The 23924-nt window shown below is 68.3% G+C and carries 17 protein-coding genes; 8 read left to right on the forward strand and 9 right to left on the reverse strand.

Annotated features, from left to right (window positions below; all coding sequences use genetic code 11):
• Positions 1 to 4623, forward strand: a complete 4623-nt coding sequence (locus PZE19_RS04395) for a tetratricopeptide repeat protein (protein WP_277859355.1) — start codon at positions 1 to 3, stop codon at positions 4621 to 4623.
• A gap of 115 nt (positions 4624 to 4738) precedes the next feature.
• Here the strand turns inward: PZE19_RS04395 and PZE19_RS04400 are convergent, their stop codons facing one another.
• Positions 4739 to 5887: a hypothetical protein gene (locus PZE19_RS04400; protein WP_277859356.1), complete on the reverse strand. Its 1149-nt coding sequence runs from the start codon at positions 5885 to 5887 to the stop codon at positions 4739 to 4741.
• 145 nt (positions 5888 to 6032) lie between these two features.
• Positions 6033 to 7457 (reverse strand): MBOAT family O-acyltransferase, encoded by a 1425-nt coding sequence (locus tag PZE19_RS04405; RefSeq protein WP_277859357.1) that lies wholly within the window; start codon positions 7455 to 7457, stop codon positions 6033 to 6035.
• Positions 7458 to 8110: 653 nt separating this feature from the next.
• Between PZE19_RS04405 and PZE19_RS04410 the strand changes: the two genes are divergently transcribed.
• Both PZE19_RS04410 and PZE19_RS04415 read left to right on the forward strand, forming a co-directional pair.
• Positions 8111 to 8683, forward strand: coding sequence for a peptidylprolyl isomerase (locus PZE19_RS04410; protein ID WP_303652496.1), 573 nt, complete (start codon positions 8111 to 8113; stop codon positions 8681 to 8683).
• A 171-nt stretch (positions 8684 to 8854) separates the two neighbouring features.
• The gene (locus tag PZE19_RS04415; RefSeq protein ID WP_277859358.1) at positions 8855 to 9160 is read left to right on the forward strand and encodes a ferredoxin family protein; all 306 of its coding nucleotides are present in this window, start codon (positions 8855 to 8857) and stop codon (positions 9158 to 9160) included.
• Between the two features lie 124 nt (positions 9161 to 9284).
• Here PZE19_RS04415 and PZE19_RS04420 read toward each other — a convergent pair whose 3' ends face one another.
• Both PZE19_RS04420 and PZE19_RS04425 read right to left on the reverse strand, forming a co-directional pair.
• Entirely contained in the window at positions 9285 to 10625 is a 1341-nt protein-coding gene (locus tag PZE19_RS04420) for an MFS transporter (RefSeq protein ID WP_277859359.1), read from the reverse strand.
• On the reverse strand, positions 10622 to 12067 hold the full coding sequence (locus tag PZE19_RS04425) for a purine-cytosine permease family protein (RefSeq protein ID WP_277859360.1): 1446 nt from the start codon (positions 12065 to 12067) through the stop codon (positions 10622 to 10624). Before PZE19_RS04425 ends, PZE19_RS04420 begins: the two co-directional genes overlap by 4 nt.
• Before the next feature lie 94 nt (positions 12068 to 12161).
• Here PZE19_RS04425 and PZE19_RS04430 point away from each other — a divergent pair, with 94 nt between their 5' ends.
• Positions 12162 to 13313: a VIT1/CCC1 transporter family protein gene (locus PZE19_RS04430; protein WP_277859361.1), complete on the forward strand. Its 1152-nt coding sequence runs from the start codon at positions 12162 to 12164 to the stop codon at positions 13311 to 13313.
• A 109-nt stretch (positions 13314 to 13422) separates the two neighbouring features.
• Positions 13423 to 14790: a purine-cytosine permease family protein gene (locus PZE19_RS04435; RefSeq protein ID WP_277859362.1), complete on the forward strand. Its 1368-nt coding sequence runs from the start codon at positions 13423 to 13425 to the stop codon at positions 14788 to 14790.
• A gap of 63 nt (positions 14791 to 14853) precedes the next feature.
• On the opposite strand, the gene PZE19_RS04440 is transcribed toward PZE19_RS04435, so the two are convergent.
• Positions 14854 to 15600 (reverse strand): polysaccharide biosynthesis/export family protein, encoded by a 747-nt coding sequence (locus PZE19_RS04440; RefSeq protein ID WP_277859363.1) that lies wholly within the window; start codon positions 15598 to 15600, stop codon positions 14854 to 14856.
• Between the two features lie 273 nt (positions 15601 to 15873).
• On the opposite strand from PZE19_RS04440, the gene PZE19_RS04445 reads away from it, so the two are divergent.
• The gene (locus PZE19_RS04445) at positions 15874 to 17457 is read left to right on the forward strand and encodes an alkaline phosphatase family protein (protein WP_277859364.1); all 1584 of its coding nucleotides are present in this window, start codon (positions 15874 to 15876) and stop codon (positions 17455 to 17457) included.
• A gap of 55 nt (positions 17458 to 17512) precedes the next feature.
• Positions 17513 to 17767, forward strand: coding sequence for an ornithine lipid biosynthesis acyl carrier protein (locus tag PZE19_RS04450; protein WP_277859365.1), 255 nt, complete (start codon positions 17513 to 17515; stop codon positions 17765 to 17767).
• 12 nt (positions 17768 to 17779) lie between these two features.
• On the opposite strand, the gene olsH is transcribed toward PZE19_RS04450, so the two are convergent.
• The 3 genes from olsH to olsI are packed head-to-tail and all read right to left on the reverse strand — an operon-like array spanning position 17780 to position 20870.
• Positions 17780 to 19375, reverse strand: coding sequence for a lyso-ornithine lipid synthetase OlsH (gene olsH, locus PZE19_RS04455; protein ID WP_277859366.1), 1596 nt, complete (start codon positions 19373 to 19375; stop codon positions 17780 to 17782).
• Positions 19372 to 19959, reverse strand: coding sequence for an ornithine lipid N-methyltransferase (olsG, locus tag PZE19_RS04460; RefSeq protein ID WP_277859367.1), 588 nt, complete (start codon positions 19957 to 19959; stop codon positions 19372 to 19374). The genes olsH and olsG overlap by 4 nt, the downstream gene beginning before the upstream one ends.
• 11 nt (positions 19960 to 19970) lie before the next feature.
• Positions 19971 to 20870 carry an ornithine lipid biosynthesis O-acyltransferase OlsI gene (gene olsI / locus PZE19_RS04465; protein WP_277859368.1) on the reverse strand — a complete coding sequence of 300 codons (900 nt, stop codon included), beginning with the start codon at positions 20868 to 20870 and terminating at the stop codon, positions 19971 to 19973.
• Between the two features lie 230 nt (positions 20871 to 21100).
• Here olsI and PZE19_RS04470 point away from each other — a divergent pair, with 230 nt between their 5' ends.
• The gene (locus tag PZE19_RS04470; protein ID WP_277859369.1) at positions 21101 to 22111 is read left to right on the forward strand and encodes a TIGR01777 family oxidoreductase; all 1011 of its coding nucleotides are present in this window, start codon (positions 21101 to 21103) and stop codon (positions 22109 to 22111) included.
• 272 nt (positions 22112 to 22383) lie between these two features.
• On the opposite strand, the gene PZE19_RS04475 is transcribed toward PZE19_RS04470, so the two are convergent.
• Positions 22384 to 23676, reverse strand: a complete 1293-nt coding sequence (locus PZE19_RS04475; RefSeq protein ID WP_277859370.1) for a serine/threonine-protein kinase — start codon at positions 23674 to 23676, stop codon at positions 22384 to 22386.
• Positions 23677 to 23924 lie beyond the last annotated feature (248 nt).

Here is a 23924-nt window from a genome sequence, read left to right on the forward strand (position 1 = left end):
ATGACCGTCCGCTGGAAGCCCCTGCTGATCCTCTCCGGACTCTTCGTCGCGGTCGCCGTCGTCGGCGTGATCGCGATCTCGTCCACCCTGGCGCCCCCCACGGCCCAGAGCGTCCTCAAGCGGGCGCGATCGGCCCGCGACGCCGGGCGGCTGGCCGACGCCGAGATCTATTACAAGCAGGCCCTCCAGTCCGACGGCCGGAACGCCGCCGTCCACGAGGAGTTCGCCGGGCTGTACGACGACATGATCAAGGCCGCGCCCGCCGACCGCCGCGACGCCCTTCGCACCGAGCGGGCCGACCACCTCATCAAGTCGGTCCGGTTCGACAAGAATCTCAAGGGGCCTCGGCTCCGGCTCCTCCAGGACGCCATGGCCGACGACGTCGCCCACGACGCCGTCTACTGGGCCCGCGAGCTGGCGACGCTCGATCCCGAGAACCTCGACGTCGCCTTCGTCCTGGCCTCGGAGGCGCTCGACTCCCGCACCCCGAACCTGGCCGAAGTTCGCAAGCTTTACGATCGCCTGGCGGCGGGACAGGCGCCCGAAGTCCGTCGGCTCCTGATCCAGGCTCGTCTCGCGGCCGCCACCAACGACGACGCCGGGCGGGCCGCCGCGCTCGCCGCCGGACGCAAGCTGGCCGTGGCCGACGACGCCGGGCCGACCGAGCTGATGGCCAAGCTCCGCCTCGACGCCCTCGACGTCCAGAACGAGGCCGACCCGGCCGTGCAGGGCGAGATCGTCAAGGGGATGGTCGCCCTCTCCGACCGCGTTTTGGCCTCCGCCGAGCCCGGCTCGCAGCGGGTGACCCGGCTGAGCTACCTGCTGGAGCAGTCGCAGCGCTCGCTCGTCCAGCAGTCCCAGGCCAAGGGCGATTCCGCGATCGACGCCCTCATCGCGACCATCGAAAACCAGCTCGCCAGCCTGTTCGAGAAGAGCCGGCAGGCCGGCGACCACGTCGACTATCAGATCTATCTGACCTACGCCGACCACCTCCGCTTCCGTCGCCAGCGCGACCGCTGCCTGCAGGTCGTCAACGAGGCCCTGGGCTCGCCGCTGGCCGCCCGGCCCAGCTCGTCGCTGATCGTCCTCGGCCTGCACACGGTCGGTGCCGAGATGGCCCTCATCCAGACCGACGACTCGGCTCGGCTGCCCAAGGCCGCCCCCCATATCCAGGCGTTGCTGGCCGCCACCGAGCCCCGCTACCAGGGCCTGGGGCACCTGTTCCAGGGAGCCGTGGAACTTGAGGAATCGGGCGTCGTCGCGTCGGCCACGAAGAAGCCCGATCAGGCCCCCGTCAAGGCCCAGCCTAAGCTCAGGGCGAGCGCCCTGACGCACCTGAAGGCCGCCGCGCAGCAACTCCCCGACGTCGCCGAGGCGCAGGCTCGATACGGCGTGGCCCTGGTCCTGAACCAGGAGCAAGGCCTGGGACGGCAGTACCTGCAGAACGCCCTCAAGATGTCCGCTCTCGACCCCCAGTACGAGTTCTGGGCCGCCTGGACCATCCTGCAGGCGGGCTATCCTGAAGAGGCGATCCCGATCGTCGATTCGCTCACGAGGCAGCTCGCCCAGGGCTCCGTGCCGCCCGAGATGAAGGTCGTCGTGCACCAGCTCAGCGGCGAACTCTACCAGGCGCGACGAGGCCCCGGCGATCTCGACCGTGCGGCCGTGGAGTTCGAGAAGGTCGCCAAACTCGGCGACAAGTCCGACGGCGGCGCCACGCTTCGCCTGGCCCAGATCGACGTCCAGCGGAAACGGCTGGACGAGGCCATGGCCCGGATCGAAGGGTTGCGCAAGTCCGGCCAGGAGCCTCCCGCGGCCGAGAATCTGGCCGTCCTGATCCTGGAGGAGCAAGGGAAGAAGGACGAGGCCCGTAAGCGTCTGGAGGAAGCCCGGACCAAGTTCCCCAGGTCCTCCGAGATCGCCGGCCTCTACGCGGCGCTCAAGGCCAACGACCGCAAGCCTGAGGAGGCCGACAAGGCCCTCGCGGAGTTCCTCGTCCAGGATCCCGACAACCTCACCCTCACGATGATGCGGGCCCAGATCCTCAACGATTCGCTCAAGCGTCCCGACGACGCCCGCAAGCTCCTCTCGGAGATCGGCGAACGCTCCAGCACCTCGGCGCCGTGGCTCCAGCTCGCGCAAATGGAGATGGCCTGCGACAACCTCGACGCCGCCGCGGCCGTGATCGCCAAGATCCGCTCCCGCTGGAAGGAAGGGGCCGCCGGCGACATCCTGGAAGGGCAGCTCGCGCTCAAGCGGAACGAGGTCCCGGCGGCGATCGCCCACTTCGACGAGGCCCTCAAGAAGGACCCCGAGAACAAGATCGTCGCCTTCTGGAAGGCCCAGCTCGACGGCCGCTCCGGAGCCTACGCCGAGGCGACCAAGGCCCTCGAAGACATCGTCCGCGACCGACCCAGCAAGGAGGTCGAGACCGGGGTCACGCTCCTCTCGGCCGCCCAGTCGGCGCTGGCCAACCTCTCGCTCCAGAACGGCAACGTCGACGACGCCATCCGCCGTTTCGAGGAGTTGAAGCGGAACAACGAGGCCGGCGCGCTGACGCGGACCGACCGCTGGCAGCTCGTCACGGCCCACGTCGCCCGGAAGCAGTGGCCCGTCGCCAAGGCCGAGCTGGCCGCGATGCTCAACGACCCCAAGAACCCGCCGAACCCCGACGAGCGGGTCCGCGCCGCCAACCTCTACCGCGAGCACGGCGAGGAGCCCGCGGCGATCGCCCAGCTCGACGGCGTCCTCAAGGACAACCCGACCAACGCCTCGGCGGTCGTGACCCGCGCCTACCTTTTCATGCGTCAGAAGCAACACGCCCAGGCGACGGCGCTGCTCTCCAAGGCCGTAGAGAAGCTGAATCAGGGGGGCGGGAAGGCGCCCGAGGTCTTCTTCCTCATGCTCGCCGCCGTCGAGAACGAGACGCCGCCCCTGGCGACCTCGCCCGAGAGGACGATCAAGGTCGTCGAGGAGGGGCTGGCCGCGCAGCCCGACTCGATCCCGCTCGTCCAGGCGAAGTACCTGATCCTGGCCAAGCAGGGCGACCCCGCCCGTGCCGTCGAGTTCGTGGCGTCGAAGGCCGAGCACGACTCCAAGGGCGTCTACCGCCGCATGCTGGTCGACGTCTACCGTCACCAGAAGAACTACGAGGGGGCCGAGAAGATCCTCCGCGGGCTGGTCGCCGAGACGCCCTCCGACGGCAACCTCGCGGCCGGCCTCGTCGAGGTCGTCTCGCTGGCTGCGGCCGACGCCCTCGCCGCCGGCGACGCCGACAAGCTCCGCACGCTCGACGAGAAGGCGGCGGGCCTGATCCGCGAGTGTCGGGCGAAGTTCCCCACGAACCTCGCCATCCTCCAGGCCGAGTGCGACCAGGCGGCGCGTCGGGGCGATTTCACGCAGGCCGTGGGGATCACCGAGGAGATCGACAAGGTCGCCAAGAACTCGTCGGTCGGCCCGCTGCTGCGGGCCCGGCTCTTCGCCTCGCAGAACCGCCCGGCCGACGTCGCCAGGGCGTACGCCGAGGCCGTCGAGCGCGAGCCTCGGCGGCTCGACGTCCGGGTCGCGTTCGGCAAGGCGTCGCTCAAGCTCGGCAACGTCGACGACGCCCTCCAGCAGGCGAAATACGTCCTGGACGTCGAAAAGGCTGACCGCGAGGGTTTGCTGCTGCAGGCCAGGGCGCTCGACGCCTCCGGGCTCAGCGACGCCCAGCGCGAGGCCGCCCGCTCGAGCGCCGTCACGCAGCTCGAAGCGGCCGTCGCGGCCGACCCCAAGTTCGTCGACGCCTTGCAGACCATCGCCGAAATCGAGCTGAAACGGCACCGCCGTCCGGCCGCGATCAACGCCCTGAAGCGGGCCCTGGCCGCCGACCCCGCCGACGGCACGGCCCTCGCGCAGTACGTCCAGCTCCTCTCCGAGCCCGACCCCGCCAGCCCGGCCGCCCGCCCCGCCGGCCTGGACGAGGCCAAGCGTCTCGCCGCCGAGATCGCCAAGACCGATCAGAAGGGCGATCTGCTGCTCGCCGTCGCGGTCGGTTTCCACAAGGCCCGCCGCCTCGAGCTGGCGCTTCCCGCGTCCGAAAAGGCCGCCTCTCTGCTCGACTCTCCGGTCGCGCACCTGAACCTCGGCGACCTGTTGCTGTCGATGGCGGAGAGTCAGCCCGACCCGGCCAAGGGCCGTCCCTACTTCGAGCGGGCCGTCGAGGAGTACGACCGGGTCCTGAAGATCCAGCCCGGTTCGATCGAGGCCGTCAATAACAAGGCCTGGGTCCTGCACAGCTCGCTGGGCCGGAGCCAGGAGGCCCTGGAACTGGTCCAGGCCATCCTGCCTCGGGTCAATCCCGCCGCGCTCCCGGGCGAGTTCTTCGACACGGTGGGGGCGATCCAGGAGTCGGTGGGCCGGACCTCCGACGCCGAGCAGTCGTACCTGGAAGGCCTCAAACGGTCGCCCGACCTGGCGGTGCTCCACTACCATTACGGCAGGCTGATCGCCTCGGACAAGGCCCGAGGCGACCGCGCCAAGGACCACCTGTCGAAGGCCATCGCCGCCAAGGACCAGCTCAGCCCGGTCATGGCCGAGGAGGCCGTCCGCCTCGTCAACCAGATCGACGTCGAAGGGCGTTGAGATCGGAATTCACGGTGCGACGTCCCGACCGATCCGACGGTCTAGACGTCTTTCCACGCCGAGCCTCCTTGCATGGTTTCTCATGCAAGGAGGCTCGGACTCTTTCGAAGTCGTCTCACCTCGTGAAGGTCACGGCCCTGTCCGCGCGAAGTTTGGCGAACGTATCGGTGATGACCTCGTACGGAGCGTTCCCGGTGCGGGGACCGAAGGGGCGAAGCGCGATCCATCGGGACGCGGTCTTCTGATCCCAGGTTTCTCGGATGGCCGCGCCGATGCGTTCGCTCAAGACGACGACCCCGTCGCGGTCGAGATGACACCAGTCGTAGAAGACGTCCGACTTGAACCCCATACGCCGAGCGTCCAGCACGACGACGTTGGGATAATGATCCTGGAGCCCGCGGACGAACTCGACGTAGGGCGGCTCCAGACCCCAATGGTCGTGGATCGACTGAGATCCCGGGCTGATCGGCGGGAGCAGCAGGTAGACGCGGGCCTCGATCTGGGCGGCGAGGCGGAGGAATTTCCTGACATAGACCGCGTTGACAGGGTCGCAGTTCCACTTGGCGGGCGTTTCTGCGAAACCCGAGAGGATGGGCGTATCCTGATACGCAGGGTTCTTGTCGAGGACGAACGCGCCCTCGTTCCGGTTGAAATTCCTCCAGTTCGCGTAGGTGATCTCTCGCTCCCGATCGACCTCTCCTCCCAGCGCGAACATGATGCTGTTGCGGATTTCGAGCCGGATCCGCGCCGAGCGCAGGGTTCGTTTCACGAGGATGTCCGCGAACAGGGCGGGGTCTCCGGCCTGCCAGGCGAGCTGGAACGCTTCGCTCGGGGTGAGAAGCTCCGACCAGGGGAAGGGCCTCGTCGGCGAGGCCGGGCCGATCTCCAGCATGGATTTTTCGAAGTCGACGAGCACCGACGAGGGCCGTACGCCGCTATCGACCATCCGGCGCAGGAGGTAGTAGCTCGACGGAGCCGAGCCGCTGTGGAGGGCCAGATTGTATCCGCTCTTACCCGACTGCTCCTCGACGATCTTGGGTAGGACCTCGTTCTTCACCAGGCTGTCGCCGAAGTAGACGACGTCGCGCCCCGCCGTCTTTCGCGCGATCCCGGTCGAGCTGTGGTTCCAGCTTCGCCCGCCGGGTTCCGGGTAAAGGGGGATGTCGCGAATCGCGAATCGTTCGATCGCGAAGACCATCGCGATCATCCCGAGGAAACCCCAGGGAAGCCTCCCGAAAAGCTCCTTGACGACTGACTCGTTCATACGCCACCCCTCGTCCTAAGGCATCTTCGAATCGGCCGTCCGCCGACTCCGCCACCGTCCGTCAAGCGGACCTTCGCGCGGCGATTTCATCCGCTGAAATGCGATCGTCGATCGACCACGCTGACCGTGACGACCGGACCCGCGGCTAGAACTGGAAGTAGATGAACTGCTTGCCGCCGCCGAAGGCTCCCCCGAGCACGAGAGCATAGAAGCACGCCGTGTAGAAACCGCTGCGGACATACCAGGGAGTCCGCGCGATGAATGCGAGTTCTTTCGAGAGATACTGGCACGATTGGACCAGCATCAGGGGGAGGACGATCACGAGGACGGGGACGAGCGAGGCCGCCGCGGGGATGGCCGGCCGAGACGCGACGGCCGAAAGCATGCCCAGGACCTGCTCCATCGAATCGGCGCGGAAGATCAGCCAGCCGACGCAGACCAGGTGGAAGGTGACGACGATCCGCAGGGCCTTCCAGCATCGAGCATCGACGGGATCGGTGGGCTGAATTCGCTCGAGCCACGGGGTCGCGATCCGGTGGCCGACGAGCAAGAGCCCCTGATAAACGCCCCAGAACACATAAGTCCAGGCCGCCCCGTGCCACAGGCCGCCGAGGATCATGGTGATCATCAGGTTGCGGTAGACCATGATCTTGGTCCCGCGACCCCCCCCCAGCGGGAAGTAGAGGTAGTCGCGGAGCCAGTGCGACAGGCTGATGTGCCAGCGGTTCCAGAAGTCTTTCGGGCTGGTGGCGAAGTAGGGGAGGTTGAAATTCAGGGCCAGCTCGAAGCCGAGGCACTTGGCCACGCCCCGGGCGATGTCCGTATAGCCTGAGAAGTCGCCGTAGATCTGGAAGGCGAACGCATAGACGGCGAGTAGGGTGGTTCCCCCGTCGAGGGTCTGCCAGCGGCCGAAGAGCGAGTCCACCAACACGGCCAGATTGTCGGCGACTACGATCTTCTTGACGAGGCCCCAGAAGATCAGGTACACGCCCTCGTAGAACTGCGTGAGATGGAAGCGCCGGGGGGAAGCCACCTGCGGCAGGAGCGAGGTCGGACGCATGATCGGCCCGGCGACCAGGTGGGGGAAGAACGACACGAACGTCGCGAACTGGATGAAGTCGCGCGTCGGCTTGAGGTCGCGGCGGTAGACGTCGATCACGTAGCTCATCGACTGGAACGTGTAGAACGAGATGCCGATCGGAAGCACCACGTTCAGCTGGGTCAACGAGACGGAGACGTCCAGCTTCGCCAGCGCCGCCTGCAGGCTCTCCGCGAAGAAGTTGTAATACTTGAAGTATCCGAGCAATCCGAGGTTCAGGGCCATGCTCAGCCCGACGACCACCTTGCGGCGTCTCGGATCCTCGGCGCGGTCGACCCAGATTCCGCAGGCGTAGTCCATCACCGTGGACAGCAGCAGCAACGCCAGGAATTTCGGGTTCCAGCAGGCGTAAAAGTAATAACCGGCCGCGAGCAGGAGGCCGTTCTGAAGTCGAGGGAATCGTCGAAGAGACCAGTAGGCGGGGAAGAGCAACAGAAAAAAATATGCAAATTGATAGGTATTGAAGAGCATGGTCATGAATCCTTCGCGACACTCTTCGAGCGAAATCCTACATGGCTCAATCGGCCGATCGACGCGCGGAAATCAGAATTTCCCTCCATAAATCGGGAGCAAAACACGACATTCACGTCGCGATGAACGACCCGTTATCGACTTGAGTCGTCGGTTTTCCATTCCTTGATCGCCTCAGGTCGGGCGGTTCAGGTTGCGAAACAGCTCGTACGAGACACCCGCGCGGCCCGTGCGACGCTCGATTCCATCGGTTAAGCGCAATTCGATCGATTTCGCAGCGAGACAGCCTGATCAAGCCCACCAGGGTTTCCATCCGGCGGGGGACAGAGGCAGGGAAGTTCTCGATCTCCCGAGGTTCTGTGCCTAAATCGGCATTTCGATTGGCTTTCTGATACCGGAGGCCAAGGTCCGGTTTCTCACCTTGCGACGTCGAACGCGTCGAGCCGGCCTGAGTGAAGGACTCCCGCGCCGTCGCGCCTGTGGGGCGGGATTCCGTTCGCTCGACAGCGACGGGGAGCCGTGTTACGGTGTCGAGATGGAGTCTCTTTCGCCGCGGGAACGAGCCCTCGCCCGGCCGCCGGCGGCGCTTTGATCTACGCATCCAGGGAGAATGCGACGTGACGACGTCAGGACGCAAGTTGACACCCGGGACCTTGCTTCGCGGCATCATCCTCGGACTTGGAGCCTGTCTGGCCCTCGGCTCTCCGGTCGCCGCTCAATCGGACGACGACAAGCCCCAGGTGGAGCTGAACACCTCCGCGGGCAAGATCGTCGTGGAACTCGACGCCAAGAAGGCCCCGATCACGGTCGAGAACTTCCTCAAGTACGTCGACGCCGGCTTCTACGACAACCTGATCTTCCACCGGGTGATCTCGGGGTTCATGATCCAGGGCGGCGGCCACGACGACAAGCTGAAGGAGAAGACCGACGGCGTCCGCGGGACCATCAAGAACGAGTCGAGCAACGGCCTGTCGAACAAGCGCGGGACGATCGCGATGGCCCGCAAGAACGACCCCAACTCGGCGTCTTGCCAGTTCTTCATCAACCACGCCGACAACCTGCCCCTCGACACCTACGGCGGCGGCTACACGGTCTTCGGCAAGGTGGTCGAGGGCCTCGACGTGGTCGACGCCATCGCCAAGTCGCCGGTCACCGATCGCGGCGGGATGGAGAACGTCCCGGTCAAGCCGGTCTACATCACGAGCGCCAAGCGCGTGAAGAAGTGACGATCGCGCCGGAACGGTCCGGGGCGCGAGACGGCGACGATCGAGTCGACCGCGGCTTCCCTTGACCCTCGGCGCCCTCGACTTTAAGATTGCACTCTTCGGGGGTCGCGACCATCGTGTCGGCGACCCCCTCTCCGGTTCGAATCGGCCGCGTCTTGGAGGTGCCTGGTCATGGCTCACGTCGTCGCAGAGCCCTGCTTCGATTGCAAATATACGGACTGCGTCGTGGTCTGCCCCGTGGATTGCTTCTACGAGGGCGCCCAGATGCTCTATATCCAGCCCGACGAATGCATCGACTGCGAGGCCTGCGTACCCGAGTGTCCGGTCGAGGCCATCTTCCACGAGGACAACCTCCCGGAAGAGTGGAAAGAGTTCACCGCGCTCAACGCCGACATGTCGAAGCAGAGCCCCAACATCAACGAGAAGAAGGACGCCATGGAGGCCGAGACCTGCGACAAGAGCCGCAAGCGGACCTAACAGGCATCCCCCCTCGTCGCATCGCGATCGTCCAGGAAACCCGGAGCCGCCCTCCGGGTTTCTTCATGCGCCGACCGTGAAAATCGACCAAGGCCTACGACCCGACGCGGACCGACGGCCCCGCTCATCCGGATGCATCGGGAGCCGGCGCGACGACTGGCAAACCTGGGCTGCGACGGCTCAGGTCGCCTCGCCACCGCTGGACGACCAGCAGCCCGACCCCGGTCGCCAGGCAGACCAGTGCGGAGAACGTCATGACCGGGCAAATGCCCCAGAGGCTCGCGGCCCGGCCCGTCCAGAGCGCGCCCAACGGCACGGAGCCCGAGAAGACGACCATCCAGACGCCCATGATCCGCCCGCGTAAGGCGGCCGGGATTGCGAGCTGGATCAGAGTTTGGGTCGACGAGTAGAAGAAGGCCGCGCCGAACCAGGCGCCGAACAGGCAGACGACCCCGCAGCCCAGACGAATCAGCGGCGGCCAGCCCCTTGGGGACCAGTAGGGCAGGAACGACGCCGCGAGCAGGAAGCTGGCGAAGCAGAGGATGCCGTAAGCCACCATGCGCTCCTTGCGGACGCCGTCCCCCATCCGGGCCACCGTCAACGCGCCGAGCGTCGCCCCGGCCCCGCCGCTGGCGAGCAGGACGGTATAACCCCCGATGTCGAAGCCGAGGATCGTCCGCGAGAAGACCGGCATCATCGCCTCGTAGCCCATGCCCGCCAGCCCGAAGAAACCCATCAGGGCGAGGTGTCCCGAGACCCGGGGCTCGCCGCGAAGGTACGCCAGGCCGGCGATCACGTCGCTCATCGCGGCGCCTCGGGCGACCCTCTCGCGGGGCGGTCGCGGGGCGATCCGGATCGCCAGCACCGACGCGATGGCCGCCAGGTAGCTCAGCGCGTTCAGGGTGAAGCAGCCCGCGGCCCCCAGGATGGCGAAGCTCACCCCCGCGAGCGCGGGGCCGATCACGCGCGTGGCGTTGAAAAGACCCGCGTTCAGGGCGATGGCATTCGTGAGGCTCCTGGGACCGACCAGGTCGTAGAGGAAGACGTGTCGACTCGGGAGTTCGAACGAGACGCAGATCCGCGCCGTCGCCAGGATCGCCGCCATCTGCCAGAAGGTGATGGTCCCCAGGCTCACCAGGCCGGCCAGCGTGAAGGCGCAGACCATCTGGCCCAGCTCCATCGCCAGGATCATCGCCCGGGGCGCGACGCGGTCGGAGATCGCGCCGGCGAACAGGCCCACGACGAGGCCGGGCAGCAGGTTGGCGGTCTCGATCACGCCCAGACGATCCGCCGAGCCCGTCTGCTCGTACACGAGCCAGCGCACCGCGGCGGCCTGCAACCACGTCCCGATCAGGCTCACCCCCTGGCCGACGAAGTAGAGGCGGTAATTCTTGATCGCCAGGGACTCGAACGTGCTGCGCCGGGGGGGAGCGGCGGAATCCGTCGGCGAGGTCTCGGCGCTCATGGCGAGCCCTCGGCCGCGGCGGTCGGGTCGACCGCGATCGCAGGAGTCGGCACCAACACCGCCAGGATGAGGTAGGCGGCGCCCGCCCCCAAATAGGCGAAAAGGGCCGCCGGCTGAAACGAGCGCAGCCAGGGCGTTTCAGCGATTTCGCCGACCACCGGGACGAGCCCGATCACGACTCCGAAGGCCCAAGCGGCGACTCCCGGCACCTGCCAGCCGGGCCGCATCCCGGCCCATCGTCCGCGAGTCCGCAGCAATTCCGCCGCCAGGACGCCCGCGAGCGGTGCGAAGAGGGCCCCGGCGAGCGAGGCGATCGTCTCAATCCGACCCGCCAGCAACGTGGCCCCAGGGACGAAGAACAGGGCGAAGCCCAGGAAGACCCCCTTCCACCGCCGGAGCGTCGGCCAGTGCCCCCGGCAGCGGCGGGTGAACAGGGCCGAGGCATAGCACGCCGGCGCGAGCGAGGCGAGTCCGAAGAGCAGGAGGAGGGCTCCGGAAACCCACGGGCCCATCGATCCGGGGCCTTCAAATCTAAGGGCCGACTGGATCGACCCGTCGGACCCGCCCGCGGCCAGGACGAGGGCCGCGAGGAACGTCACGGCGCCCGCGGCCAGGATTCCCACCCATCCGCCCAGCCGGACATCCCGCCGCTCGCGGACCGCTCCCCCCCACTCGACGGCCATCAGGCCCGCGAAGGCGAACGCCCCGAAGACGAGCTGGAAGACCCTCGGTTCGGGTAAACCTCCCGACCAGGATGGTCGGGTCACGGCCTCGGCCGGGAACGTGAGAGCCTGGGCGCGGATCCAGCAGCTCCATGTCGCCGCCGCGACGAGCAGCAAGGCGGCGAACGGCGAATACACCCGCATCATCGCCGCGATGGCGCCCATCAGGCCCAGGCCGTTGGCCGAGGCGATGATGAACGTCCAGAAGGCTAGTGCCGTCAGGACGAGCGGGCTTTCGAGCCGAATACCGGCCACGACCCACGGGTCGAGGAACCCGGCGTCGAGGAGCTTCCACGAGACCAGCCCCGCGAGCGTCAGCCGGACGGAGTACCAGATCGCCGTCGAGCACCAGAGGGCCGCGAACAGCCCGTACAGCACGCCCGCGATCCACTCGGCGCCTTGCGTCCCGAAGGCGGACGCCGCCACGACGGGGAGGCGTCGCCGTACGCGCAGGCCCACCATGGCGAGGGGCAGGTAGACGAGCGCGTGAACGGCGACCAGGGCCAGGCTCGCGCTCAGGTAGCGGCCGGAGACGTCGGCGGCGTCGCCGCCCGCGGTGCCCAGGGCGTCGAGCAGGGGGAACCAGGCGAGGACGCCCAGGTAGGCCGGCGCGATCGTCGCCGCCCAGCCGTGGGGACGCGGCAGCGGCGCGTCGAGCATGTCGCGGACGACGGGCGGGAGTTCGAGGGCGGCGGCGTCGATCGGATGGGGAGAGGTCACGGTGATTCGCAATCCGTAGGCGTGCTCGGCCTTGAGGCGTCGCTGACGAAAGGGGATAGTCTACCATGTTCGCGAACGCCTCCGGAGGATGGAGATGAGTCGAAGCCGCAGCCTGTCATCCCGGATCGCCGTCTACCTCTGGACGGCTCCGACGACGATGGTGGGCCTCGTCGCCGGGGCCCTCACGCTGGCGACGGGGGGCCGGGTGCGGGTCCGCGAGGGGGCCCTGGAATTCTACGGCGGCTTCGCGACCTGGATGGCCCGGGCCGTCGGTTTCGGGGCGATGACCCTCGGGCACGTCATCCTCGGCTACGACGCCTGGTGGCTCGACGAGCTTCGGCCCCACGAGCAGGTCCACGTGCGACAGGCCGAACGCTGGGGGATCGCGTTCCTGCCGGCGTACCTCGCCGCCAGCGTCCTCGCCATGAAGGGCGGGGGGCACTATTACCACGACAACTGGTTCGAGCGAGACGCCCGGATCCGGAGCGGCCAGGAGGAAGGCCCGGGGCTCGATCCGCCGACTTCCGTGGCCGCGCCGGTGCCGGCGTCGGCCGGCGAATCGGTCCACCCCGAGCGCCACTTCCGGGCGAGCGAGACGGTCCGGGACGTGGTGATCGGCATGGCCGACGGCTTGACGGTCCCGTTCGCGCTGGCGGCCGGCCTGACGGGGGCCGCGACGGGGAACAGCCTCATCGTGACCGCCGGCCTCGCCGAGGTCGCCGCCGGGTCGATCGCCATGGGCCTGGGCGGCTACCTCGCGGCCCGCAGCGACGCCGAATCGTACGAGCTCGAACGTCGTCGCGAGGAACGCGAGGTCGAGGACTCGCCCGAGCTCGAGGAGGCGGAGATCGTCCAGATCTTCGAGGGCTACGGCCTGCATCCCGAACAGCTCGAGCCGATCCTCGCCGCCTTCCGGAAGGACCACGCCGCCTGGGTCGACTTCATGATGAAGTTCGAGCTGGGCCTGGAGGAGCCCGACCCTCGCCGCGCCTTCGCCAGCGCGGCGACGATCGCCGGGTCGTACATCGTCGGCGGCCTGATCCCGCTGGCCCCGTACATGGTCATCGCATCGACGAGCCGGGCGCTGGCGACGTCGGTGGTCGCGACGCTGCTGGCGCTGCTGGCGTTCGGGTACGTCAAGGGTCGCTTCACGGGGACGAAGCCCGTCCGGGGGGCCTTGCAGACGGCCCTGATCGGGGGTGCGGCGGCCGCCGCGGCCTTCCTGATCGCCCGGGTTTTTTCGTGATCCGGCCGGGGTCGGGTAGTCCCTTGACAGCGCCCTGCGCGCGTCGTCTACTGCACCATCGTCTCAATTCGACCCGCCTCCCCACGCCAAGACGATCCGAAATACCGACATGAGCACACAAACGATCCCGACATCGAGCCCGCTCCCCGACTATCTCGCCAGCGCGACGCCCAACCCTCCGGCGAATCGGGCGCCCTGGTACACGAACACCGCGCCGACCTTCGCGGGGGTCTTCCTCTGGTTCGTGTTCTGGAACTCGATCTCGGGCAGCGGACTGAGCGTGGGCGGCCTGCTGTCGAGCCTGGTCGGCGTCGTGATCGGGGCCCTGATCTGCCACTTCCTGTTCTACCTGGCCCCCGGCCTGCTGGGCATGAAGACCGGCCTGCCGCTCTACGTGGTGGGGACGTCCACCTTCGGCGCCATCGGCGGCCTCATCATGCCGGGGTTCCTGATGGGGGCCCTCCAGTTCGGCTGGCTCGGGGTGAACGCCTACGGCTCGGCCGACGCCCTCCGCCAGGGCTTCGGCGGCGACCAGAACATGTTCTACGCCCTGGCCGTGGTCTGGGCGGTGCTGGCGGCCTTCGTCGGGCTCAAGGGCATCCAGTACGTCGCCAAGGTGGCGACCTTCCTCCCCGTGATCCCGCTGGCGGTGCTGATCATCGGCCTGGCCCTGTACGGCGGCTCGGCCTTCGATTACAAGCCCGGGGTCGTGGTCGAGGGGGCGAACGGGTCGCTGACGTCGATCTTCACGATCATCGCCTTCATCGTCGGCTTCTTCGGGACCGCCGGGGCGGCGGGCGTCGACTTCGGCACGAACAGCCGCGACGCCCGCGACGTCAAGATGGGCGGCATCGTCGGCGTCATCATCGCCATCGTCGTGACGGCCGGGATCTCGCTGATCGTGGTCGCCGGCGCCCGCGCCTCGGGCGCGATTCCCGAGACCGAAAACCTGATGACCGCGGCCTTGAAGGTCAAGCTCTCGGACAGCTTCTACAAGGTCGTGATGATCGGCCTGACCCTGGCCTCGTTCCCGGGCGCCTGCTTCTCGTCGTTCATCGCGGCCAACAGCTTCAAGACGGTCATGCCGAAGATCAACCCGATCGTCTCGGTGGGCGTGGGGACGCTCGTCAGCATCATCCTCGCCGTGACCGGGATCGCCGGCAACCTGGCCGGGGTCTTCGGGATCATCGGCGCCTCGTTCGGGCCGATCTGCGGGGCGATGACGGCCGACTACCTGCTCAACGGCAACCGCTGGAGCGGCCCCCGCGCCGGGTTCAACCCCGCCGGCTGGATCGCCTGGGCGGTCGGCTTCTTCGTGGGCGTCATGCCCGCGCTGCACGAGGTCGTCCCCGCGATCCCGTCCATCCCCGCCGCGCCCGTCGCCGCGTACGTCGTCGGCTTCGTCCTCTACGGCCTGCTCTACCAGCTGGGCCTCAAGACGGCCGTCCTCGACATGCCGCAGCGGATCGACGTCTGACCGCGAACGACCTGCCGAACCACGAAGGGCCGGGGCGATCCGCCTCGGCCCTTTCGCATGCGCTCAGCGCCCGAGGAGGGTCGCGATGAGGCTCGGGGGCCGGGTGCCGGGGACGACGATGCGGTCGCCGGGGAAGATCTGGTAGTTGGTGATCGTGTCGCCTCGCTCCTTGATCGCCTCATAGTCGATCCGGAGGACCTGGTCGCAGCCGCCGGCCGGGTGGGGCCGCACGAGGTACGCCTTCTCGGGGAGGCTGTTCGACTTGAGCCCCGCCTGCACGATCGCGTCGAGGGCCGTCTCGTTGCCGCGGATGGGGAACTTGCCCTCGGTGGCGACGGTCCCCAGGACGTAGAAGAACTTGCTCTGCGAGTTGCTGAGCCGGGCCGAGACGCGGTAGGGCTCGGTCGGCTTCTGGCCCCGCTTCAGGGCGTCGAGCGTGAGCTGCTGGGCGACCTTCTCCTCGACCTGGTCGAGGGTCAGGCCGACGACGTAGACGTCGCCGTAGAGGCCTAGGTCGATGACGCCGTCGGCCTGCACGACGGTCGATGAGGGCGACCAGTCGGGGGGCGTCGGCTTGACCGCGATGTCCAGCTCGTCGGGGGGCTCGACGACGTACTTGGGCATCGTCGTCTTGTCCAGCTCCCGGGCCTGGTCGACGTCGACGACGCCGCGGTAGGGGACCTGGTCGGCCTCCTTGCGGAGCCGCCGCCCCGCGCATCCGGGCGTGAACGTCAGGAGGGCCGACGCCAGCCCCGCGAGGATCAGCATCCTGCGCAAGCAGGAGAAGGCTGTCGGCGTCCTTGCAGTCATGAGCCTGACACCTCTGGGACTCGGAGAAGATCGGCCCTGCCCACCGGCGCAGGGGCGACGGTCCGTGCCGCCGAACGACACTAGCTTTCGGAATCGGCAGAAAAGGACGCGGGCCTCGAAGGAAAGTCGAGATTGACCAAAGATTCCCCAAAAGCTAGTGTCCCGGCGCCTCGAAACTGGAATCCGGCCCGTCGAATCGGCAAGGACGGCGACTTCGGCGGATCCCGCGCGACCGAGCCGGCCGGGTCCTCGAGGGAGCAAAGGCGCCTGCCCATGCCACCGAATCCATCGCGCGTGCTCTTCGTGGGACTCGACGGAGGCACACGCGCCATCCTCGATCCCGCCTTCGACCGCGGCTGGGCGCCGAACCTCGCCGGCCTGTGGAAACGCTCCGCGGTGGGCCGGCTGCGGTCGACCGACCCCATGGTCACGCCCGTCGCCTGGACCTCGTTCTCCACGGGCTGCACGCCGCTGACCCACGGCGTCCACGACTTCAACTACCTCGACCACGCCGACCAGACCATCCGCGAGCACGACGCCGCGACCGTCCGCACGCCAACTCTCTGGGAGATCGTGAGCCGCCTGGGCGGGTCGGTCGTCAGCCTGGGGCTGCCTCTGACGTACCCCGCGCCGCCGGTCCGCGGCCTCTTCGTCGCCGGGGCCGACGCGCCGGACACGGAGCATGCGTTCGCCCAGTGCCCCGACTTCGGCCGGCTCCTCCGGGACGAGGTCCCCGACTACACGAACAAGCTCGTCTGGAAGCGCCGCCCCCGCACGCCCGAGGAGGCGCTCGATCAGGCCGACCGCTGCGCCGCGATCTTCCGGGCGCAGGCCGAAGCCGCCTGGAAGGCCGACGACCGGGTCGACTGGACCGCGATGATGGTCCACTATCACAACCTGGACAGCCTCCAACATCGCATGTGGCCCTACTTCGACGTGGACGAGACCGGCGTCCGCGGGGCCGGCTTCACCGACGCCGTCGAGCGATCGATCCGGGCGCTCGACGACTCCATCGGCCGCCTACTGGATCTGGCGGCCGACCGCGACGCGGCGGTCGTCGTGGTCTCGGACCACGGCTTCGGCCCCTGCCGATCGCTGGTCAACGTCAACGGCATGCTCCGGGCCGCGGGCCTCCAGCGGACCCGGGTCTACGGTACGCGTTTCCGTTACCGGGCCATTCGCCTGCTCGAGCGCTTCCGGCGCTGGCGGGCCCTCCGCGAGCCGGGCGCCGCGGCCCCGGCGAAGGCCCGGCCGATCGACGGCCAGATGTCGTGCGACTGGAGCCGGACGCTCGCCTTCGCGCCCTTCGGCCAGCTCTGCGGCAACGTCTTCCTCAACCGCGAGGCCGTCTCAGGCGCCGCGGCCGATCGGGCGCTCGACGAGATCGTGGCGATGCTGAAGGACGCCCGCGACCCGGACCGCGGGGACCGGCTCTTCGCCGACGTCTACGCGACGGCCCGCCGCTTCGGCGTCGATCCAGCGAAGGAAGGGATGCCCGACGTCTTCGCCCTCTCCGCCGACGGCTACCAGGCCCAGGCCAAATGGTCCGAACGCCACCGCAACGCGATCCTCCGGCCCGACCCCGGACTGCCGGCTACCCACTGGGTCGACGGCGTCGTCGCGATCGATGGGCCTGGCGTCCGGCCCGGCCACCGCCTCGACGCGCGGCTGCAAGACCTGGCCCCGACGTCGCTGGCCTTGCTGGGCCTCGACGTCCCTCCTTTCATGGAGGGCCGGGTCCTCCACGAGGCGTTCGACGAGCCCCTGGACGTCCACCGATCCGAGCCGCCGGCCTCCGCCGCCATACCGACCCGAAGTTACGACGAAGTCGTCGCGGCGGCCGTCGACGGCCCCTGACGACGACCCATGGCCTTTCCGTCCCCTGATCCTCACGACTCAAGACGAGGTTGATATGGAAGACATCCAGAAGGACGTCCACTCGTTCATCCTGAACGAGTTCCTGCCCGGCGAAGACCCCTCCGAGCTGACCGAGTCGACGCCGCTGATCACCGGCGGCATCCTCGACTCGATCACGACGCTCAAGCTGGTCGTCTATCTGGAAGAGCGGTTCGACATCGTCGTCGAGGCCCACGAGGCGGGCGTCGAGCACCTCGACTCCATCAAGCAGATCGCCGAGCTGATCTCCGAGAAGAAGCACGCCGCCTGAGCCGGACGACGATCAGGGGGGATCGCCCGGGCCCAGCTCCGACTCGACCAGGTCCGCGCCCCGGACGTGGTCGACGAGGTCGCGGGTCAAGGCTCCCCCCCCGTCCATGCGCGGGACCTTGTTTTGGCCGCCGAGCTTGCCGCGACTCCGCATCCAGGATTCGAAGGCCCCCGGTCGGGTCGCGATCAGCGCCGGGGCGGGGATGCCCGAGCCCGGCGCGCGATGGGCGCGATAGTCGTCGTTGCGGCGGCGAAGCTCCTCGTCGAGACTTGCGCGAAACGCATCGATTCGGCGGGGCGTCTCGCCGAACTCGATCACATATTGATGGAATCCGGACGCGTCGGCGAAGACCGGACCGACGTGCCATTCGTGGACCATCGTCCCCGTCGCGGCCGAGGTTTCGCCGAGCGCGGCCTCGACCTCCTCGTGGTCCAGGTGCTCCCCGAACGCCGAGAGCGTGTACCGGGTCCGGCCGGTGAATCGGAGCAGGGGAGGGTCGAGCGACTCGAACCGGATCGTGTCGCCGATCACGTGCGCCCACATCCCCGCGCAGGTCGAGACGACGAGGACGTAGTCCACGCCCGTTACGACGTCCCCCAGCCAGAGCCGCGTCCCCGGAACGCGCCCCTCGCGGTACTCGTCGACGGGGATGAACTCATAAAAGATCCCGTGATCGACGAGCAGCCGCAGCAGCCCCGTCGCCGGATCCCCGAAGGCGATGAACCCCTCGGAACAGGGGTAGGTCTCCTGCAATCGAACGGCGTCGGAGCCGACGATCGTCCGGATGGCCCGTTCGTAAGGGTCGAATTTCACCCCGCCGTGCACGACCATCTCGAGGTTCGGCCAGACCTCGGCGATCGTCGACCGGCCGCTCCGCGCGAGGACCTGATGGAAGAGCATCAGGAGCCAGCTCGGCACGCCGCTCACGAGCGTGATCCGCTCGCCCAGGCTGTGCTCCGCGAGCCGGGTGAGCTTCCGGTCCCAGTCGGACTCCAGGGCGAGGTCGATCGGCGGGAACGTGAAGGGGCGGAGCGCCGGGGCCACTTCCAGGGCCGCCACGCCGCTGAGGTCCCCCTGCCGGACCCCCGGGGCGGGCTCCTCCAGCCGGGTCGTCCCGCCCAGGAAGAAGATGCGGCCCTCGAACAGCCGCGAATCGGGGCGCGCCGTCATGTGCGCGGCCGTCACCGTCTGCGCGGCCTTGCGGTTCGAGCGCACCATCTGGCGCGAGACGGGGATGTACTTCGTCGCCCCCTGCGTCGTCCCGCTCGTCAGGGCCAGGTAGGGGATGCGGCCCGGCCAGGTCAGGTCCTCGAGGAGGGGATAGTTCTCGCAGAGGTAGTCTTTCCACAGATCTTCATAAGTCCGGATCGGCACCCGCCGCTGATACGCCTCGATGGAGCGGATCTCGGCGAAGCCGTGGTCGCGGCCGAAGCGGGTGCCCCGCGCGTAGGCGAGGAGCCGGCGCAGCGTGCGCCGCTGTTCCGCGAACGGGTCGATGGCGGCGAGTCGCCGCATCCGGGCCCTCGCATGCACATGGAAGGCTTCGTTGACGATCCGCCGCACCGCGCGGGATCCTGACAGGGCGGCCAGGGCCGCGGAGGCGTTCATGAGGAGGCGACCGGGAGCTTCACGCCTCGACAGAAATAGACCCCGCCGGGAGGGAGGTTTCGAGGTTCGAAGTGGAAGCGGACGTCGTCGAAGAGCCGCCGGTAGAGTCCGCGATAGACCCAGGGCATCTCCGTGATCTGGTTGAAGGTCCCCTCGGGCTTGAGGACCTCGCCGACGGTCCGGATCATGTCGCGGCGGACGTCCCGGGGCAGGGAAGGGGTGGGCAACCCGGAGATCACGTGGTCCACCCGGGCGATCCCCCGATCGCGGAGCATGGCGGACAGGTCGCGAGCGTCGCCTTCGATCAGCTCCAGGGCTGGTTGGTCGCGAAAGCGGTCGCGGAGGATCGCGGCGAAATCGGGGTCGCGCTCGACGACCAGGACTCGCGAGTGAGGTCCGGCCCGCTCCGCCAGGATCCTCGTGATCGGGCCCGTGCCGGCGCCCAGCTCGACGACGACGTTGGGGCGGTTCCAGTCGATGTTGGAGACGGTCGCGCGGGCCAGCCAGCGGCTGCTGGGGGCGAGGCTCGCGATGGCCGTCCCGTGCCGCAAGAACTTGCCGAGGAAGAGGGTGAGGTCGCTCACGGCCGCCACGGTCAGGACGAGGGGGACAAGAGGGGAGTCGACGACGAGTGTCGAGAGGTCGCGTCGCGGCGAGCTGCGGACTCCAGGAACCGGGCCGGGTCCATCGACTTCGGGGTCCGCCCGAGACGATCCTTGAGGAAGCGGTCGATCAGCCGATTCACGAGCCGCGATTTCTCGATCTGAGGTGCATGCCCGCAGCGGGGGACGACGACCTGGCGCACGCCGGGGATCCGCGACGCGGCGCGGATCGAGCCGGGGACGTCGGAGAGGATCTGGTCGTCCGCACCCCAGATCACGAGCGTGGGGCGATCGACCCGATCGAGGAGGTGGCCCACGGAATGCCCGACCGTGCCCCGCAGGGTCTTCAAGACGCCTTTCTTCCAACGGCGATTCTGGAACTTGCGCTCGAACGCCCCGACGAGCCGTCCGTGGGCGGACCCCGATTCGTGGAAGACCGACGCGACGAGGTCGTCGTAGCGGCTGCGGCGGACGCCGTCGATCATCGGCAGGTTCTCTCCGCCGTGGAGGCCCGAAGGGCAGATCAGGACGAGTCGGTCGACCTTCGCGGGATTCGCCGCCGCGTAGGTGAGCGCGACCTGACACCCCAGGCTCGACGCCGCCAGGTGACAGGGGGGGCGCTGGACGCTCTCGTCGAGGTAGGCTTCCAGCCGGCGGGCGAGGAAGTCGATGGTGACGTCGTGGCCGGCGTCGATCCAGCGGTGGAGCGCCTCGCCGTCGTAATCGAGGACCTCGGGCAGCCGCAGGTCGAACCGTCGCGCGAGGTGGCGTTCGTTGGCGAACCAGCTTTCCGACTGCTCCGCCAGCCCGTTCACCAGGATCAGGGGCGTGCGAAGCATTCGCCGGGAGAGCGTGCGGGGCAGGTCGATCCAGTCGAGAACGCGGGAGGGCATGGCGGGGTCGGGCTCCACGAAGTCCGTCGGCGTTTCCTGCGTCGAACCTATCATGAACGCCGGGCCGGGCCAACACGGACAGGGCGCGGCTCGCGGCGATTTCGCACGATCCTCATCGATCCAAATCCCCGGGCGTCGTTCGGGCTGCTTGACGGGGCGGTCGGCCCCCCCGGACGATGGACGGTTCGCCGGGGCGATCGATCGCGAGCCAGTCATTTCGAGATCCATCTATGCGAGTCTTGGTCACGGGGGGTTCGGGCCTCATCGGCCGTCGGCTGGTTCGGCGGATCCTGGAGGAGGGGGGACGCCCCGTCGTCGTCTCTCGACGCGCCGACGTCCTGCGGCGTGAGCGTGAGACGCGGGACTACGAGGTCGTGCAGGGCGACCCCACGGAAGCGGGACGCTGGCAGGACGCGGTCGACGGCTGCGACGCCGTGGTCAACCTCGTCGGCCACAACCTCTTCGCCGAGCGCTGGACTTCCGAGATGAAGCGGAAGATCCGCGACAGCCGCGTGTACGGGACGGAGAACGTCGTGGCCGCGATCTCGGCGGCTAAGGCTCGTCCCCGGGTGCTGGTGCAAGGATCGGCCGTCGGCTATTACGGCCCTCGCGATGACGAGGAACTGGATGAATCGGCCCCCTCCGGCTCGGACTTCCTGGCCGTCGTCTGCCGCGAGTGGGAGGACGCGTCGGCGGGCGTCGAGGCCCTCGGCGTGCGCCGGGCCGTGGTCCGGATCGGCGTCGTCCTGGCTCCCGGCGAGGGGGCCTTGAAGATCATGACGCCCCTCTTCAAGCTCGGTCCGGGCGTGCCCGTCGGAGGAAGCGGCGGACTCGCCCCGGCGCGAGGCCGCCAGTGGATGAGCTGGATCCACATCGACGACATCGTCGGGATCCTGCTGCTGGCCCTCCAGAATCCCGAGGCGACGGGCCCGATCAACGGCGTCGGGCCTCACCCCGTGCGGAACGCCGAGTTCGCCCGCACCCTTTCAGGGATCCTCTGGAAGCCGTACGCACCCTGGCGGGTCTTCCTGCCCTTCGGCCCGCCCGATCTCGTCCTCCGCCTGATCCTGGGCGAGGTCGCCGATGCGATCACCAGGGGACAGAAAGTCCTGCCTCGCAAGGCCATGAACCTGGGATACGTCTTTCGACACCCCGACCTGGCCGAGGCGCTCGCGGACGTTTTTGGGCCCGCGACGACGGCGGTTCGCGACCACGATGCCACCGCGATCGGCTCACGCTGAATGACGACCGGGCGTCGGCTTCGACTTGGCTTCTTTCGGCTTCGTTGGCTAAATCAAGATTTCCATAAATTGAATCAAAGCAAGATTTTATGTCAAACTTTTTGGCTTCGTTAGGCCCGGCGTGCGATGCAAATTTCGACCTCATGGCAACGCGCTGCCCACCCACTGACCGTCCACTCCCAGCTCGCTTTTTCCGAACGAGCCTCATCGAGAATGTACAACCGAATCGCGGGTTGCGAACGCGAAAACGTGGGTGTGGCGCTCGCAGCCGGTCACTTCAACAGATAGCCGACGAAGACACCCGCCGCGAACGTCAGTGCGAGTGCCGCGATTCCGAGCGTCAGGAGGACGTTAGGCCTGGAGGCGGCAGCCCTGGCGAGCGGGGAAAACCAGGATGGGTATAGGGGCTGGGGCGGCGGGGACGCCTTGAGCGACCGAGGGGCGACGTCGACGGCGGCCGCTTCGGGGGCCTTGACGTTGGGGGTGGGGGCGGGGATCGGGGCGGGGGCAGGCTTTCGGTTCCTGGGGCGGATGAGGGCCTGGAGCGCCTCGGCGGCCTCGGTGGCGTTCTCGTAGCGGTCCTGGGGCTTGAAGGCCATGAGCTTGTCGATGACCCGCTGGGCGCTGGCGGGAAGGTCCGGCAGGTGTTCGGAGATGGGGACGTGGCGGTTGTTGATCCGCCGTCCCAGGCGGTCGATCGGCGACTCGCCGGGGAAGGCGAGCTTGCCGGTCATGAGGTGGTACATCGCGCAGCCCAGGCTGAACAGGTCGCTGCGGCCGTCGACGTCCTTGCCGAGCGCCTGCTCCGGCGACATGTAGTCGACGGTACCGACGGCGATCCCGTCGGCGGTGGCGAACGTCGCCCCGTCGTCGGCTTCCATCAGGACGCCCAGGCCCAGGTCCAGGATTTTGACCTTCTTGTCCTCGCTCAGGAGGATGTTCGACGGCTTGATGTCGCGGTGGACCATGCCCTGGGAATGCGCGTGGGCCAGGCCGAGGGCGGCCTGGGCGGCGTAGTCGATCATCTCCGGGGCGGGGATCGGCCCGCGGCGGAGGCGGTCGCCGAGGCTCTCGCCGTTGACGTACTCCATGACGATGTAGAGCACGCGGTTGGCGCGATCGGCGTCGAATGCGCGGACGACGTTGGGGTGGTCGAGGCGGCCGACCAGCTTCATTTCGCGCTGGAATCGGGCGACCACGCGCTCGTTGGCGGCGATCTCGGGGGCGATGATCTTGAGGGCGACCACCCGGTCCATCATCTGATGGTGGGCCTTGTACACCCGCCCCATCGACCCCGAGCCGATCCGGTCGAGGATGACGTACCGGCCGACGAGCAGGCCGTACGCCTTGTTGGCGAGCAGCCGGCGGGCCTGGTACGGGGTGACGAGCTGGTCGCGCATCAGCCGTTCGGCCAGCGTCGTCGGGTCGGACGGATACTCGCCGTGCTCGACGCGGCTGCGGATCTCGTCGAACATCCGCTCGCTGAGGATGCCCGAGCTTTGGAGCACCGGCAGCAGGTCCGCCGGCGTCCGCTCGTCCGATCTCGACTTGTCGGGGCTCGCCATCGCCAACGTCCGCTCCCCGTGGATCATCCCGCCCGGAGTCCGACTCGATGGGCCGACGCACGCGAGCCAGGAGGCGCGTGCGCGGGACGCCGCTAACAAGGTATCAAAAGTGCACCAGTCGCTCAATCGCCGGACGACCCCGGAGCGACCGCCTGCGGGCGGCGTCGCGAAAGCCCGGGCGAGCCGGCGTGCTCCCCTGGACGGTCGTTCCCGCAGGGGCTACCATCCCTAGAAGGCCATAAGTGGCT

The sequence above is a fragment of the Paludisphaera mucosa genome (assembly GCF_029589435.1).
Lineage (GTDB): Bacteria > Planctomycetota > Planctomycetia > Isosphaerales > Isosphaeraceae > Paludisphaera > Paludisphaera mucosa.

Coding starts and splice junctions, on each gene's coding strand:
- PZE19_RS04435 (WP_277859362.1), top strand. CDS start 13,423: ATGAGCACACAAACGATCCCGACATCGAGCCCGCTCCCCGACTATCTC.
- PZE19_RS04445 (WP_277859364.1), top strand. CDS start 15,874: ATGCCACCGAATCCATCGCGCGTGCTCTTCGTGGGACTCGACGGAGGC.
- PZE19_RS04405 (WP_277859357.1), bottom strand. CDS start 7,457: ATGCTCTTCAATACCTATCAATTTGCATATTTTTTTCTGTTGCTCTTC.
- PZE19_RS04420 (WP_277859359.1), bottom strand. CDS start 10,625: ATGAGCGCCGAGACCTCGCCGACGGATTCCGCCGCTCCCCCCCGGCGC.
- PZE19_RS04400 (WP_277859356.1), bottom strand. CDS start 5,887: ATGAACGAGTCAGTCGTCAAGGAGCTTTTCGGGAGGCTTCCCTGGGGT.
- PZE19_RS04475 (WP_277859370.1), bottom strand. CDS start 23,676: ATGGCGAGCCCCGACAAGTCGAGATCGGACGAGCGGACGCCGGCGGAC.
- PZE19_RS04470 (WP_277859369.1), top strand. CDS start 21,101: ATGCGAGTCTTGGTCACGGGGGGTTCGGGCCTCATCGGCCGTCGGCTG.
- olsI (WP_277859368.1), bottom strand. CDS start 20,870: ATGCCCTCCCGCGTTCTCGACTGGATCGACCTGCCCCGCACGCTCTCC.
- PZE19_RS04450 (WP_277859365.1), top strand. CDS start 17,513: ATGGAAGACATCCAGAAGGACGTCCACTCGTTCATCCTGAACGAGTTC.
- PZE19_RS04440 (WP_277859363.1), bottom strand. CDS start 15,600: ATGACTGCAAGGACGCCGACAGCCTTCTCCTGCTTGCGCAGGATGCTG.
- olsH (WP_277859366.1), bottom strand. CDS start 19,375: ATGAACGCCTCCGCGGCCCTGGCCGCCCTGTCAGGATCCCGCGCGGTG.
- PZE19_RS04415 (WP_277859358.1), top strand. CDS start 8,855: ATGGCTCACGTCGTCGCAGAGCCCTGCTTCGATTGCAAATATACGGAC.
- PZE19_RS04395 (WP_277859355.1), top strand. CDS start 1: ATGACCGTCCGCTGGAAGCCCCTGCTGATCCTCTCCGGACTCTTCGTC.
- PZE19_RS04430 (WP_277859361.1), top strand. CDS start 12,162: ATGAGTCGAAGCCGCAGCCTGTCATCCCGGATCGCCGTCTACCTCTGG.